Source organism: Symbiobacterium turbinis, assembly GCF_055383075.1.
Window position 1 is genome coordinate 1,980,033 of the sequence record NZ_AP042433.1, and the last position, 14,646, is coordinate 1,994,678.

Here is a 14,646-nt window from a genome sequence, read left to right on the forward strand (position 1 = left end):
GACGCCGCGCGCCGCCCCAGGGGTATCGCAGGGGCTAGTAGACCAGATCGGAAACTGCCAGACGCGGCCCGGGCCGGAGCTTGGCTTCCATGCGCCCCGCGACGTTCCGGTAGAAGAGCCGGTTGACGACACCGACGGCCATGGCCTCGCGGGCCAGGTCCAGCTGGGCCACCTCGGGGCCGTAGAGGGTGCACATCACGGTGCTCTGGCAGTCGGCCGCGCTGCTCTCCAGGTCTGCGCCCAGGGACCAGTCGAACTCGCCGGCCACCACCGGCTCCCGGCCGGGCATCCGCCGCCACCGGGCCCGGTTGACCAGCCAGGCGGTCAGGGCCCGTCTGGCCGGCGACGGCTCAGTGAGCCGCCGGACGATGCCCTGCCTGAGCCGCTCGCCCACCGGACCGTTGAGCACGGTGACGATGGTCCGCTGGAGTTCCTGAATCGACGCCCGCCCGGCCAGCCTGCGGCACTCCTCGTTGACGGACATCACCAGGTCGACGGCGGGCTCACCATAGCGCAGCATGAGGTTGGTTGCGATGAAGCCGGCGTTCTCCTCCAGCGCGTAGCCGGCCGAGGGCGGGGTCGGATTAGAGGCCCACTGCCAGAAGGCGTCTAGCACCCGCTCGTCGTCCGCATACCGCTCCAGCGACCGCTGCACCAGCTCTCTGACCTCCGCATTCTGCATGGGAAACCCCCCTCGGCCCCCAAGTATTGACCAGATTGCCACACCCCATACCCCGGAGGTGCGGACGGGGTTCTCGCTCTGTCTGTGCGCCATGCTATGCGGGGCGGCCGGCGAGTGTCCCCGCGCGCAGGCCGGAAATCCCTGGGCGGCGGGCGCATCGGGCAGCAGACGCACCGGGCGGCACACACAGAAGAGACCCCGCCGGCGCTCTCCCCCGGCGGGGTCTTTCACTGCGGTCACGTCAGGGCGCGGGCGGCACGTAGCGGGCGTGTGCCCCGGGCCAGCGGATCACGTAAACGGCATCGCCGCCCCAGCCGGCAGGGAGCCCGTCCCCCAGATCCACCCGGCTGCCGTCGGCAAGGGTGTAGACAAAGACCCCCTCCCAGGGCTCCCGGGCACCCAGCACCCGGCCCCCGGTCTCATCCCAGAAAGCCTGGCCGTGCCAGGCATCCTCCAGCGAGATGGCGGGCCCGCCTTCCGCCGGGATGATCCAGGGCGGGCGCCCGCCGCCGTATGCCAGCACGTGGTCGCCGTCCGCGCTCCAGGCCAGGCGGGTGCCCCACGCCAGTACGGGCAGCTCGTCGCTGACCACCTGTCGTTCTCCCTGCGTGAGGTCGTAGACCACCAGGGCGCTCTCGCCCGAGCGGGCCAGAGAATCCAGGGCCGCGATGCGGCTGCCGTCGGGGCTCCAGGCCAGCCACCGGCGGGCGTCCCCCTTGCCCCTGTACCAGTTGCGCACAAAGCCCTCGACAGTCCGCGCCTCGCCCGTCTGCAGATCCACCAGAACCAGCGGCGCCCACGCGGGCTCCGCCTGCTCCGGGTCATCCAGTCCCTCCGCCCCCAGGTAGGCGGCCATCTCCCCGTCGGGCGAGAAGGCCACCGCTCCCGGAACCGGCTCGGCCAGCGGTACGGCCAGCGACGTCGCCGCCTCCCCGGCGGAGAGGTCCCAGACCTGCCAGGCCTGCTCCTCAGCCCACCACGGGGGGCGGTTCACGAGCCTGTCCGCAGCCCAGTGCAGCGTGCCGGCCTGAAACGGCGCCGGCTCCACGCGGTGCGCAGCCAGATCGACGACGTAAGCCCGGTCCTCCCACATCGCCTTGCCGTGGTTCTGCCAGCTCCGCAGGGCGATCCGGGCGCCGTCGGCGGACGGCCAGGCCTCGCTGATCTCCGGCGGAAGCTGGAGCAGCCGCTCGGTCGCTCCCGTCGCCAGATCGACCCGCTCCAGGTAGGGCAGGCCGGCCTCATTCCAGATCGTCAGGGGATAGCGGGCCACGGGCAGCCCGCTGTCGGCGGCGACCACGTTCCGCACGTCGAGGTCGAGGCGAGCCGGCACCTCGTCCATCGTGACGAACCAGCGGCCGCTCTCCACCTGGTCCACCGTCACCGACTGGCCCACGGTCTGCTCCAGGCCGGCCAGCCATCCGGCCAGGCTGCGCGCGTCCACCAGCTGGTCGAAATCCAGCTGCAGCCGCAGCGGGCCCGCGGGCAGAATCGCCTCGTACACCTCCAGCGGGATCATGGCGCCGTCCGCGCCCTGGTAGCTGATGGCCACCGTCGGCTCCGGTTTTCGGATCAGCGTCGTGCGCGAACCGGCGACCCCTTCCAGCCAGGCCGTCCACTGGTCCGGCAGGGGAGGCTCAAACCGGGCCTGAATTACCCCGAGCACGGTGCGCACCTGTACCGGCTCCGCCCCCTCCGTGCGCAGCAGCCCCCGGTAAGAGCTGGCGTCGTGGGTGTCCAGCTGCCAGGTGAGCATGACGTCCCCCGAGCCCACGGCCACCTCGGCCTGCCACGGCTCCAGGTGGATGGCGGTGATGCCGTCCACCACCCTGTCCAGCACCGGCGTGCCCCGGTAGAGAAGTCGGTCGATCAGGCGCGGCGGCGCGCCGACACTCTCGTGGGAGAGGGCTGAGGCGCCGGACGGGCCCGCGAGTTCAGGGGCATCTTCCGCCTCCGGCACCACCGGCGCGGGAGACGGCGCACAGCCCGCCAGCAGCGGCAGGCAGAGGCCCGCGCACAGGATGGCCCACTTCACGCTCCTCATCGCCATCATCCTTCCGTACAAGTCTGACGACGAAAGGCGCTGAGAAGTTCACAGCCGCTTCATCTGCTCAAAGGGCTGCCGGCAGCCGTCGCAGTAGTAGATGGACCGGCAGGCGGTGGGTCCGAACAGGTTCTCCAGGTGCGTGTCGGTGGAGCCGCAGTAGGGGCAGGCGGGCGCCTCCTCCGGCATCAGCAGCCTCCCGGCGCCCGCCGGATCCCGGCCCGACGGCGGCGGCGGGGCGATGCCAAAGCTGCGCAGCCGCTCCCGCCCCTCGGCGGTGATGCGGTCGCTGCTCCAGCGCGGGTCGAAGACGAAGGCAACCTCTACCTCGCCCACGCCGGGGACGGCCCGGAGCCGGTTCACCACGTCGCGCCGGATGATGTCCAGGGCCGGGCACCCCACGAAGGTGGGCATGATCTCCACCCGCACCTGCGACCCTTCCGCCGTCACCCGGTGGACCATCCCCATGTCGACGATGGAGACCGGCGGGATCTCCGGATCCCGCACATCCGCCAGCGCGGCCCAGATGGCCGCCTCGGTCACCATGCTGCGCCGGGGGCGGTCCGGTAGACCTCCCCCATGGTCTCCAGCAGCCCGTCCAGCTCAGGCGTGTGCTGACCCAGCCGGCCGTCCGCACCGGGGGCGGCTGCGGGCGCCGGCCGGCCGGGCCAGGCGAACCCGACCTCGGCGAACAGCGGCTCCAGTTCGGCCGTCCACCGGTCGACCAGCTCCTCCGGGCTGGCGGGGAAGTGCGGCCCCGGGGCCACCTCCCCCAGGGAGAAGAGGCCGCCCAGGTCGGGCCACACCGCGGCCACGCCGGCCTCCAGCCGCCGGCGCGATTCCGCGGTGCCGGTGGCCAGCCGCCGGAACCAGGTGGTGTGGTGAAGGAGGTGGTACCGCTCCTCCCGCAGGATCTTGGCCGCCGCCCGGGCCAGCGGGGCATGGGCCGAGGCGGTGAGCACCTCCAGCCTGATGGCGTCGAACAGGTCGTAGGCCAGCCGGCGGACGATGGTGTAGCCCCAGTCGAACCGGGGCTCTGCCAGGTAGGTTCCCGGACCGTTCGGCCGCTCCAGGAGGACGGCGTTGCGCCGCTGACCGGCCGGACGCAGGAAGGCCAGGTCGTCGGCCCGCCCCTCGCCCAGCTCCTCCAGCAGGCGGTAATAGAGCGCCGCGTGCCCCACCTCATCCTGCGCGATGGACGAGAAGGCGACGTCCTCCTCGATGTGCGGCGCCAGCCCCAGCCATTCCGAATCCCGGTGCCCGACGACCAGCTCGTCGTCGGCCAGTTGATACAGAAGCGCGATCACGCCTCTGGTGTCCACGGCTCACCCCTCCCCGCCGTCGAGGTTCAATCCCGCACGAAATCCCGCTCCAGGTCCAGCAGTTCCCGCCGGTATTTGCGCCAGCGCTCGGCGTTGGCCGCCCGGTACCCGGCCAGGGTGCGGTACCGCTTGTCGGTCTCCCGGGCGAAGAAGTCCCGGTCGGCGTAATCGGTCCGGTGAATCGCTGACTGTTCCACGGCCCAGATCGACACGGCCGGATCCCGACGCAGGAAGGATTCCCGGGCCAACAAGATGGCGTCCTCCGCCGATCCGGCGTCCACCGAGCCCACCCACACGTGCGGGCTCTGGTGATCCTTCTGCACGAAGATCTCGTAGACCCGGAACCGGGGGTGTGCGCCCAGTGCCACGGAACACCACCCCCTCCTATACCGCCTGCGCCGCCGGTGCGAGCAGCGCCTCCCGCACCCAGCGCCCCTGCTCGTAGGAGAGCCGCCGCAGCCCCAGGCGGTACTGCGAAAGCGGACCCTGGTTCCGGGCGATGGCCTTCAGCTTTGACCAGTCGGGCGGGGTGTAGACCCACCGACCGGCTTCCTCGTTGAACCGCAGCTGGGGGTCGGGAATGGTGAGCCCCAGGGCCCAGATGCGGGGCACGTACTTGGTGAGGAACTTCTGCCTCAGCTCCTCGTTGGTCTTGGTCCGGAACCGGTACTTGAAGAGCACGGCGGCCGAAGGCGAGTTGGACTCAGGGGGGCCGAAGAAGAGCAGCAGGGCCTCCCACCAGCGATTCAGGGCGTCCTGCAGCATCCGCCGCTGCGCCGGCGTTCCCTCGGCAAGCGCGAGGCAGATCGACTCGCCGTGCTGAATGTGGAACCCCTCTTCCGCGCACACCCGCTGCAGCACGCGGGCGTAAGGGGCGTACGAGGAGGTCAGCAAGGCCGCCTGCGAGACCACCGCCGCGCCGTCGACCAGCCACCCGATGATCCCGGCATCGGCCCACGTGGGCGCAGGCATGTGGAACACGTTGTGGAACTTGGCCTCGCCGGTGAACAGCTCGGCCACCAACTCCTCCCGGCCCTTGCCCAGCGGGGCCGCCAGGTCCTCCGCCACCCGCAAAATAAGCTGGGCGTGCCCCACCTCGTCCTGCACCTTGGCCATCAGGCTCAGCTTGCGCGCCAGCGTCGGCGCCCGGGGCACCCACTCCTTCTCGGGCAGAGCCCCCATCAACTCGGACAGGGCGTGCATCTGCAGAAACTTGACCATGGCGATGCGGTACTCGTCGGGCATCCAGTCGGTCGCCTCGATCTTCTCCCCGCGCTGCACGCGGTCCAGGAACGCCGCGTGCCGGTCGTCATGGTTAGGCACGGTACTCCCCCTTTCTGGCAGTGAGCGGTGGGTTGCGCGCGGCAGACTGTTGAACATCCGATTCCCGGCAGACCAGGCGCCCGGTGAACGGATCCGGCCGGCACGCCAACGAACAAACAGCTCACCGCTCACGGCCTACCGCTCACTGCTACTCCCCCGCTTACGCACCACCGCTCCGAATCCCCTGACTGATGACCTCATAGAACCGGTCCGCCACCTGCTCGGGGCTGAGCGGGCCGTCCGGCCGGTACCACTGATACGCCCAGTTCACTGCGCTCAAGACCAGCAGCCGGATGAACCGCTGGTCCAGCGGGCGGAACACACCGGACTCCACGCCGTCGCGGATGATCCGGGCCAGAAGCTCTTCATACGCCTCGCGGTGAGCCACCGCCCGGGCCCGGCGGTCGGGCGACAGGGCCTTCCACTCGTGCAGGAAGACGGTGGCTGCGGCCGGCGACTCGGCCACCACCCGGATGTGCGCGGCCATCGCGCGCCGGAGCCGCTCGCCGGCGTGGCCCTTCGACTCCGCGATGGGCGCCACGGCCTTCCGGAAGCGCTCCCACGCCTGCACCACCGCTTCGTAGAGCAGGTCTTCCTTTGCCGCCATGTGCGCGTACAGCGACCCGGGAAGTATGCCTACCGCCTGGGCGATCTCCCGCACCGTGGTCGCGTGGTACCCCTTTTCGCTGAAGAGGGCTATGGCCGCTTCCAGCATGGCCTCCTTGCGCCGGGACCGGGCCATCTCATCCCCCCTAGCAAGCGCTTGATTGGTTCTCAGTATATTCGTCCTAGTCAGAATCCGTCAAGCGAGGACAACCTGGCAGGGCCTCTCAGCAGCGGAGGCAGGAAACCCCGCTGCGGGAGGAGAATCGTATGGAGACTTTCTCCCAGGCAAGTGTAGCTCCAGCCAAATTCGGGAAGTATGTGATAGACGGAGGGATACGCACCATGGCCGACACGGCACCCAAGACCCAGGGTAACGAGGCGTACTACGCAACCGCCCGCACCCTCGGCACGGGCACCACCAGTTCACCGGCGATGATGATCTGGCGTGTTCTGGACGATTACCTTATTAAATACGAACGCGCGGTCAGCGCCTCCGAACTCTCTGCGGAGACGGGGCTTTCCATCGAGGAGATCGAGCAGATCTTCGCCCAGGAATACTACCAGAAGCACTACGGCTTCCGCCGCTTCGACAGCCTGGAGGCCTGGCGCGCCTGGGCGCTGGAGAACGGCGTCCTGTACAACCCCGAACTGCATCGCCCGGATCCCGAGGAGACCGACGCAGAAGGTGCCGAAGGCGAGGACCGGCAGGACGCCGCGGACGGCGCGGGAGCTGCCCAGGCGGCTGGGACCGAGCAGACCCCCGAAACTCCGGAAGCCTGACCGCGCCTGCTGAGCAAACCGCACGCCCAAGTCCCGGAGGGTCAAAAAGGCCCCGGGGGGCCAAAAAGGTCCCGGAGGGCCACCCCCCGGGACCTTTTGTGCTGCCTGGATCCACAGAATGATCCCTATTGACCCTATGCATGCTCCATTCTGTCTATTATCGGCTACCCTTACTAGGAAAATCAAAACATATCGAGAACAGGTAAAGTGGTATTACCAGTTCTCCAGTTGGGAGGCTGCGCCGTTTCATGGTCATCAAACCCGTTAAACATACACGTGCTTACGAGCAGATCGTCGACCAGCTGGCTGAGTTGATTCGGAAGGGTGCGCTGAAACCCGGCGACCGCCTGCCCTCCGAGCGCGACCTCGCCCGCCGCTTCGGCGTCGGCCGTCCCACCCTGCGGCAGGCCATCACGCTTCTCGCGGGCGCAGGCGTCCTGGAGGTGAAGCCGGGATCCGGCATCTACCTGCGCCAGCCGGTTGACGCCTGGGGCAGCCCGAGCAACCCGATGGCGATGATGCTCATCACGGCGGATCCGAACTTCGAGCACATCCTGGAGTTGCGAATCGCCATCGAGTGCGAGGCTGCCTATCTTGCCGCGCAGAGGCGCAAACCGCAGCACATCGAGCAGCTGCGCACGGCCTTCGAAAACCTGGAGAAGGCGTTCCGGGAGCGGCAGGAGGCCGCTCGGGAAGACTTCCTTTTCCACTGGGCGGTGGCTGAAGCCACCTGCAACCCCGTCTTCGTGAAAGTCATGGTGTCGGTGGCCGACCTCTTTCTGCAGGGCTTCGTGGAGTCCAACCGCACCTTTTACCGGGAGCCGGGCCGCATCGAGGCCAACATCCGCGAGCACCGGGCCATCATGGAAGCCATCATCGCGCAGAACCCTGTCGCCGCACGGGAGGCGATGTCCCACCACCTGCGGCGCATCTTCGCGCGGCTGGAACAGGTGCAGCAGACGCAATAGCAGCCAACAGCAGGGCAGGAGTCGCAGAAAGCGTGATTGCAGCAAAGGAGGTTCTCACGCGATGACCGAGCACGCGCGCGTTCCACCGGATCGACTGGAAGCGTGGGCCTTGGAGCTCCTGAAGGCCGCGGGCCTGCCGGAGGACGAGGCCGCCGAAGTGGCCCGGCACCTGGTTTTTGCCGATCTCCGCGGCATCGACACCCATGGCACCAGCCGCCTGAAGATTTACCTGACCCGCCTGGAGGCCGGGGTCATGGCCCCCACCGCCCGGATCCAGGTGCTGCGGGAAACCCCCGTGAGCGCCCTGCTGGACGGCGGGAACGGCTTCGGTCACGTGATCTCCCGGCGAGCCACCGACCTCGCGATTGAGAAGGCCCGCGCGCAGGGCGTGGGCCTGGTCGGCGTGCGCAACTCCAACCACAACGGCTGTATGGCCTACTACACCCTGCTCATGGCCGAGGCGGGCCTGATCGGCTTCGCCTGCACCAACTCGGTGGCCAACATGCCGCCCTGGGGCGGCCGCCAGATGTTCTTCGGCACCAACCCCATGTCGATGGCGGCCCCGGCCGGCGAGAACCCGCCCTTCGTGTATGACATGGCGACCAGCCAGGTCGCCCGCGGCAAGATCATCAACGCCGCCAGGGAGGGCAGGCCCATCCCCGAGGGCTGGGCCATGACCCGGGAAGGCCTGCCCACCACCGACGCGCAGGAGGCCATGAAGGGCTTCCTCCTGCCGATGGCCGGTCCCAAGGGTTCGGCGCTGGCCTACGCGGTGGAGATCCTCGCCGGTGTTCTGACCGGCGCCCTGATCGGCCCGGAGCTGCCCCGCATGTACGAGCAGCTGGACCAGCCCCAGCAGGTCGGCCACTTCTTCATGGCCTTCCGGCCTGACCTCTTCCGGCCGCAAGAGGAGTTCGCCAGGCGGATGGACGAGACGATGGCCGGCGTGCGTGCGGTGGAACCGGTCCCCGGCGTCGACCGGGTGCTGGTGCCCGGCGACCTGGAGCGCATGCAGGAGGCGGAGCGCCGCCGGTCGGGCATTCCGGTCCCGCCCGGTGTGAGAAAAGAGTTCCATGAGCTGTCCGAGCGCTACGGCGTCCCGCTGCCGGCGGAGCTGCGCTGACCACCCCGGAAAGGAGCGTACGGCATGCCTGTCTTCGATGATCGCTTCTCAGACCTGCTGAAGGAGAACCGGCCCCTGCTCGGCATGTTCATCGGCTTCAACTGCCCCGCGCTGGTGGAGATGGCCGGTTTCGCCGGCTTCGACTTCATCATCATCGACAACGAGCACGGCCCCTGCTCCATCGAGACCACCGAGAACCTGGTCCGGGCCGCGCGGGCGGCGGGCATCCCGCCCATCGTGCGGGTCTCGGGGGCCAACCCCAAGGAGATCCTGCGCACCCTGGACATTGGCGCCGCGGGCATTCAGGTCCCGCAGATCAACACCGCCGACGAGGCCCGCGTGGCGGTGGACGCCGCCAAGTACCCGCCCGTGGGCAGCCGGGGCGTCGCCTTCTCCAACCGCGCCGCCGGATTCGGCTTCTTCGGCGGGGCGGAGCACCTGAAGGCTTCCAATGAGAAGACGGTCGTGGTCACGCATATCGAAACTGCGGAGGCGGTGAAGAACCTGGACGAGATGCTGGCCGTCCCGGGCATCGACGTGATGTTCATCGGGCCCAACGACCTTTCGGTCTCCATGGGCTACGAGGGCAACTACAACCACCCGGACATGCAGAAGGTCATCGTCGACTGCATCCGGCGCATCGCCGCGGCCGGCGTCACGCCCGGCGTTCTCGCCACCAACCCCGAAGACTTCCACAAGTACGCGGCCCTGGGGGCGCGCTACATGCCGTGCGTCGCCAGCGGCCTCATCGCCGGCGCCATGAAGCGCATGGTTGCCGGCTGCAAGCAGTAGCACAACCTGTGCGGGAGGTTCTGCCGTGAAGATCGTGATTGCCCCCGACTCCTACAAGGGCTCCCTGACCGCAGCCGAGGTGGCTGAGGCAATGGCCGCCGGGGTCCGGCGCGTGTGGCCTGACGCCGAAGTGGCACTGGTTCCCATGGCCGACGGCGGCGAGGGTACGGTTCAGGCGCTCGTGGACGCCACGGGCGGCCGGCTGATCACGGCCACCGTGCGGGGCCCGCTGGGCGATCCCGTGGAGGCCACCTTCGGCATGATGGGCGACGGGGAAACCGCCGTCATCGAGATGGCCCAGGCCTCCGGCCTTCCCCTGGTTCCCAGAGACCGGCGGAACCCCCTGGTCACCACCACGTACGGCACAGGCGAACTGATCCTCCGGGCCCTGGATGAAGGCGCCAGGCGGCTCATCATCGGCATCGGCGGCAGCGCCACCAATGACGGCGGCGCGGGGATGGCCCAGGCCCTGGGCGCCCGGCTGCTGGACGCCGAAGGCCGGGAGCTGGAACCCGGCGGTGCGGCGCTCGCCAGGCTCGAGCGCATCGACCTCTCCGGCCTCGACCCCCGGGTGCGGTCCCTGCAAATCACGGTCGCCTGCGACGTCGACAACCCCCTGACCGGTCCCCGCGGGGCCTCGGCGGTCTTCGGGCCGCAAAAGGGCGCCACGCCCGAGATGGTGGCCCAGCTCGATGCCGCCCTGAAGCGGTGGGCTGAGGTCATCAAGCGGGACCTCGGCAAGGATGTGGACGCGATTCCCGGCGCCGGGGCCGCCGGCGGCCTGGGCGCGGGCCTGATGGCGCTGCTGGACGCGCAGCTCCGGCGCGGCGTAGAGATCGTCGTGGAGGCCACCGGCCTCGAGCGCCACCTGGACGGCGCCGACCTGTGCCTCACCGGAGAGGGAAACACCGACTTCCAGACCGCACATGGCAAGACCCCCATGGGTGTGGCCGCCGCGGCGCGCCGACGCGGCGTGCCGGTCATCTGCCTGTCGGGGGGCCTGGGACGGGATTACCAGCAGATCTACGACGTTGGCATCGATGCAGCTCTCCCCATCGTGCCGGGTCCGGTGGACCTGGACACCGCCATCCAGGAAGCCGCGCGCTTCGTGGCGGACGCGGCCGAGCGCGCCCTGCGGCTCGTGGCCCTGGGGCAGCGGATGGGGAGGGCCTGATCATGTAAGGGAGGATGTGCCAGATGCGGGAGAACCGGATCAAGCGCGCCCTGAAGCGCGGAGAAGTGGTCATCGGCACGATGGTCTCCGAGCTGCGGGGACCGGGCCTCATGACCATGCTGGACACGGCCGGGTTCGACTTCGTCCTGATCGACATGGAGCACTCCACGTACAGTCTCGAAACCGTAGGCGACATGATCACCGCTGCCAAGTCGACCAACCTGCACACCGTCGTCCGCACCCCCGGGCTCTCCCGCCTGGCCCTCCAGCAACCGCTCGACGCCGGGGCCGACGGCATCCTTGTGCCGCAGGTGGACACGGTGGACGAGGTCAGGCAGATCGTCGCCTGGACCAAGTACCACCCCCTGGGCGAGCGGGGCATGGCCATGCGCCGCGGACACTCCAACTTCGCTCCGGTCAAGGCCGCCGAGTACACCCAGCACGCGAACGAGGAGACCCTCGTGGTCGTGCAGATTGAGTCGAAGCAGGCCATCGAGGACATCGACAACATGGTCAGCGTTCCCGGCGTAGACGCCGCCTTCATCGGGCCGGCGGACCTCTCGCAGTCCTACGGCATGCCGGGCCGGTCGGAGGATCCGGTGATCATGGAAGGGCTCATGAAGTTCATCGCCGCCTGCAACAAGCACGGCGTCGCACCGGGCATTCACGTTTACAACATGGAGAAGGCCAAGTGGTGGATCGATCAGGGGATGCGCTTCATCGCCTTCGGCAACGACATCTCCATGATCGTCGACACCGGCCGCGCCCACACCGCTGAACTGAAGGAGTATCTGGCCAGCCGCTAGAGGAGTGGAAGAGATGCGCAGGGTCCTGATCGTCCAGCCGATTCACGAAAGCGGCGTCGCCCTCCTGCAGGAGTACTTTGACGTCGCGGTGGCGTCCGATCCCTCTGTGGAAACCGTGATTCGCGAGATCCAGGGGGTCGAGGGCGTGGTGGTCCGCACAGCGCCCTTCACCCGGGAGATCATGGAGGCGGCCCCTGAGCTGAAGGTGATCGCCCGGCACGGGGTCGGCGTCGACAACATCGACGTGAAAGCTGCCACAGAACGCGGCATCGTCGTCTGTTACACGCCTGAGGCCAACGCCGTATCGGTCGCCGAACACACCCTGATCGCCATGGGAGCCCTGGCCAAGCGGGTTCTGCAGCACGACCGCGCCACGCGCGAGGGCCGGTGGGAGGTGCGCAACGAGTACAGGGCCTTCGACCTCAGCGGCAAGACGCTGGGGCTGGTCGGCATCGGCCGCATCGGCTCCCAGGTGGCCCGCAAGGCCCAGGCGGCCTTCGACATGGAGGTCATCGCCTACGATCCGTACGCCAGGCCCGAGGCGGCGGAAGCGCTGGGCATCGCGCTGGAGGACGACCTCGATCGCCTCCTGAGCCGGGCCGATGTGCTCTCGCTGCACACGCCGCTGACGCCGGAGACGCGCGGTCTCATCGACCAGCGGCGGCTGTCGCTCATGAAACCGTCGGCGCTGCTGATCAACTTCGCCCGCGGCGGCATCGTGGACGAGCAGGCGCTGTACGAGGCCCTGAAGCAGGGCACCATCGCCGGCGCGGCCCTGGACGTCTTCGAGCAGGAGCCGCCCCCGGCCGACCATCCGCTCTACGCGCTGGACAACGTGCTGCTCTCGCCTCACAGCGCGGCGCTGACCGCCGAATGCGTGGTGCGAATGGCCACCGGCGCCGCGGAGGGCGTGCGCGACGTCCTGCTGGGCCGTACCCCGCGGTGGGTGGTCAATCCGGAAGTACTCACGCCGCAGGGGGAAGCCTTGAAGCCCGGAACGAGGTGAGACCATGAAGCGCCACAATCGCCTCGCGGCCGTGGTCATCATCGCGATCGGTCTTGCCTGCGTGTACTACGGGATCTTCTGCCTGCGCCTGGGCACCATGGCCAATCCGGACTGCGGCTTCATGCCCGCCCTCGCCGGCTTCTGCATGGCCGTCTTCGGCGCCGGGTTGTTCATCACCAACCTGGGGCCGGACGAGAAGCCGCAGCCGTTCTGGAAAGGGAAGGAGTGGAAGGGCCCGGTCTTCAGCCTGATCCTGATGATCCTGTACGCCGTGACCATGGAGCGGATCGGCTACATCCTCTCCACCCTGCTCTTCATGCTGGGCTGGCAGTTTCTCGTCGTACACGAGAAGTGGTGGAAGGGCACGATCATCTCGGTGCTCTCCACCGTGGGAGTCTACATCATCTTCGTCTACCTGCTGCGGGTGCCTGTACCTGTAGGCAGCCTGTTCCGGTGAGGGGAGGCAGGCGCAGATGGAAATTTTCCAGGGATTGCTCTCCGGCTTCGCGATCACGCTCACTCCCGTCAATCTCCTCTTCGCCTTCCTGGGCTGCCTGCTCGGCACCATGGTGGGCGTGCTGCCGGGCCTGGGGCCGGCGGCCACCATCTCGCTGCTGCTGCCGGTGGTGTACCGGATGGGCTCGCCTGCCACCGCGATCATCTTCCTGGCCGGCATCTACTACGGCGCCATGTACGGCGGCTCCACCACCTCCATCCTCCTGAACCTGCCCGGTGAGGCCGCCTCGGTGGTGACCGCCATCGACGGCTACAAGATGGCGCAGAAGGGCCGCGCGGGCGCGGCGCTGGCCATCGCCGCCATCGGGTCGTTCATCGCCGGCACGCTGGCCGTGGTGGGCCTCACCCTGGTGGCGCCTCCCATCGCCGAGTTCGCCCTCAGGTTCGGCCCGCCGGAGTACTTCTCGCTCTGCCTGGTCGGCCTGCTGCTGGCGGTCTTCCTGTCGGGCAGTTCGCCCCTGAAGGGCCTGATCGTGCTCTGCCTCGGCCTCCTGCTGGCCAGCGTGGGCATGGATCCGGTCACGGGAAAGCTGCGCTTCACGTTCGGAACCATCGGCCTCATGGGCGGCTTCGACTTCGTGACGCTGGCGATGGGCGTCTTCGGCCTGGGTGAGATCTTCTACAACCTGGAGCAGACGGAAGAAGCGCAGCTTGTCACGACCAAGATCGGGCGCATTTGGCCCACCGCCGCTGACTGGGCCCGCTCCAAGTGGGCCATCCTGCGGGGCACGGTGCTGGGCTTCTTCATCGGCGTGCTCCCCGGCGGTGGCGCGGTCGTCTCCTCGCTGGCCTCGTACGCCGTGGAGAAGCGCATGACCAAGTACCCGGAGGAGTTCGGCAAGGGCGCCATCGAGGCCGTGGCGGGACCGGAATCGGCCAACAACGCCGCTTCCAGCGCCTCCTTCATCCCGCTGCTCACGCTGGGCATTCCGGCCAACGCCTCGATCGCGGTGATCTTCGCCGCCCTGCTCATTCAGGGGGTCACCCCGGGCCCGTTCCTGCTGGTGGAGCACCCCGACGTCTTCTGGGGCGTCACCGCCTCCATGTACGTCGGCAACGTCATGCTCCTGGCCCTGAACCTGCCGCTGGTGGGCCTCTGGGTCCAACTCCTGCGGGTGCCGTTCTCCATTCTCGGGCCGATCGTGGCGCTGTTCACGGTGATCGGCGTGTACAGCACCACCAACAGCATCTTCCAGGTCTACACTCTGATCTTCTTCGGGATTCTGGGCTATCTGCTGCGCAAGTTCGACTTCGAGGTGGGTCCGCTGCCGCTGGCCTTCGTGCTGGCGCCACTGATTGAGAACGCGGCCCGTCAGTCGCTGCTGATGTCGGGCGGGAGCCTCGCGATCTTCGTCACCCGTCCCATCTCGGCGGCGCTGCTCGGCATCTTCGCCCTGCTGGTGCTCAGCCAGGCCGTCCGTTCCCTGCGGTCCGCCAGACAGGCCCGGCGCCAGAGCGCATAGCAACGGTGTCCCTCCCGCCGCTTTGCCTGACGCGACGGGGC

At 68.6% G+C, this 14,646-nt stretch carries 16 protein-coding genes; 9 read left to right on the forward strand and 7 right to left on the reverse strand.

The genetic code is table 11. The features are described from left to right. Positions 1-34: 34 nt before the first annotated feature. The 7 genes from ACZ45O_RS09425 to ACZ45O_RS09455 all read right to left on the reverse strand — a co-directional run bounded on the left by ACZ45O_RS09425 (position 35) and on the right by ACZ45O_RS09455 (position 6,113). Positions 35-682 (reverse strand): hypothetical protein, encoded by a 648-nt coding sequence (locus ACZ45O_RS09425; protein WP_464852485.1) that lies wholly within the window; start codon positions 680-682, stop codon positions 35-37. A 241-nt stretch (positions 683-923) separates the two neighbouring features. Continuing rightward, on the reverse strand, positions 924-2,726 hold the full coding sequence (locus tag ACZ45O_RS09430) for a hypothetical protein (RefSeq protein WP_464852487.1): 1,803 nt from the start codon (positions 2,724-2,726) through the stop codon (positions 924-926). Positions 2,727-2,774: 48 nt separating this feature from the next. Then, on the reverse strand, positions 2,775-3,272 hold the full coding sequence (paaD, locus tag ACZ45O_RS09435; RefSeq protein ID WP_464852489.1) for a 1,2-phenylacetyl-CoA epoxidase subunit PaaD: 498 nt from the start codon (positions 3,270-3,272) through the stop codon (positions 2,775-2,777). Continuing rightward, positions 3,266-4,048 (reverse strand): 1,2-phenylacetyl-CoA epoxidase subunit PaaC, encoded by a 783-nt coding sequence (gene paaC, locus ACZ45O_RS09440; protein ID WP_464852491.1) that lies wholly within the window; start codon positions 4,046-4,048, stop codon positions 3,266-3,268. Before paaC ends, paaD begins: the two co-directional genes overlap by 7 nt. Before the next feature lie 26 nt (positions 4,049-4,074). After that, positions 4,075-4,416, reverse strand: coding sequence for a phenylacetic acid degradation protein (locus ACZ45O_RS09445; RefSeq protein ID WP_464852493.1), 342 nt, complete (start codon positions 4,414-4,416; stop codon positions 4,075-4,077). 16 nt (positions 4,417-4,432) lie between these two features. Next, positions 4,433-5,371, reverse strand: a complete 939-nt coding sequence (paaA, locus tag ACZ45O_RS09450; RefSeq protein WP_464852495.1) for a 1,2-phenylacetyl-CoA epoxidase subunit PaaA — start codon at positions 5,369-5,371, stop codon at positions 4,433-4,435. 160 nt (positions 5,372-5,531) lie between these two features. Beyond that, complete coding sequence (locus ACZ45O_RS09455) at positions 5,532-6,113, reverse strand: TetR/AcrR family transcriptional regulator (protein WP_464852497.1); 582 nt, start codon at positions 6,111-6,113, stop codon at positions 5,532-5,534. A 206-nt stretch (positions 6,114-6,319) separates the two neighbouring features. Here ACZ45O_RS09455 and ACZ45O_RS09460 point away from each other — a divergent pair, with 206 nt between their 5' ends. The 9 genes from ACZ45O_RS09460 (at position 6,320) to ACZ45O_RS09500 (ending at position 14,605) form a co-directional block, all read left to right on the forward strand. Then, a complete protein-coding gene (locus tag ACZ45O_RS09460) occupies positions 6,320-6,757 on the forward strand; it encodes a hypothetical protein (RefSeq protein ID WP_464852499.1) in 438 nt (145 codons plus the stop codon). Between the two features lie 248 nt (positions 6,758-7,005). Further along, on the forward strand, positions 7,006-7,725 hold the full coding sequence (locus tag ACZ45O_RS09465) for a FadR/GntR family transcriptional regulator (RefSeq protein ID WP_464852500.1): 720 nt from the start codon (positions 7,006-7,008) through the stop codon (positions 7,723-7,725). A 61-nt stretch (positions 7,726-7,786) separates the two neighbouring features. After that, a complete protein-coding gene (locus ACZ45O_RS09470; protein ID WP_464852501.1) occupies positions 7,787-8,848 on the forward strand; it encodes an Ldh family oxidoreductase in 1,062 nt (353 codons plus the stop codon). A gap of 24 nt (positions 8,849-8,872) precedes the next feature. Beyond that, entirely contained in the window at positions 8,873-9,640 is a 768-nt protein-coding gene (locus ACZ45O_RS09475) for an HpcH/HpaI aldolase family protein (protein WP_464852502.1), read from the forward strand. A 25-nt stretch (positions 9,641-9,665) separates the two neighbouring features. After that, positions 9,666-10,814 carry a glycerate kinase gene (locus tag ACZ45O_RS09480; RefSeq protein ID WP_464852504.1) on the forward strand — a complete coding sequence of 383 codons (1,149 nt, stop codon included), beginning with the start codon at positions 9,666-9,668 and terminating at the stop codon, positions 10,812-10,814. A gap of 23 nt (positions 10,815-10,837) precedes the next feature. Beyond that, a complete protein-coding gene (locus ACZ45O_RS09485) occupies positions 10,838-11,620 on the forward strand; it encodes an HpcH/HpaI aldolase family protein (RefSeq protein ID WP_464852506.1) in 783 nt (260 codons plus the stop codon). Positions 11,621-11,633: 13 nt separating this feature from the next. Next, on the forward strand, positions 11,634-12,626 hold the full coding sequence (locus ACZ45O_RS09490) for a hydroxyacid dehydrogenase (protein ID WP_464852508.1): 993 nt from the start codon (positions 11,634-11,636) through the stop codon (positions 12,624-12,626). Between the two features lie 4 nt (positions 12,627-12,630). Beyond that, the gene (locus tag ACZ45O_RS09495) at positions 12,631-13,083 is read left to right on the forward strand and encodes a tripartite tricarboxylate transporter TctB family protein (protein WP_464852510.1); all 453 of its coding nucleotides are present in this window, start codon (positions 12,631-12,633) and stop codon (positions 13,081-13,083) included. A gap of 16 nt (positions 13,084-13,099) precedes the next feature. Further along, the gene (locus tag ACZ45O_RS09500) at positions 13,100-14,605 is read left to right on the forward strand and encodes a tripartite tricarboxylate transporter permease (protein WP_464852512.1); all 1,506 of its coding nucleotides are present in this window, start codon (positions 13,100-13,102) and stop codon (positions 14,603-14,605) included. Positions 14,606-14,646 lie beyond the last annotated feature (41 nt).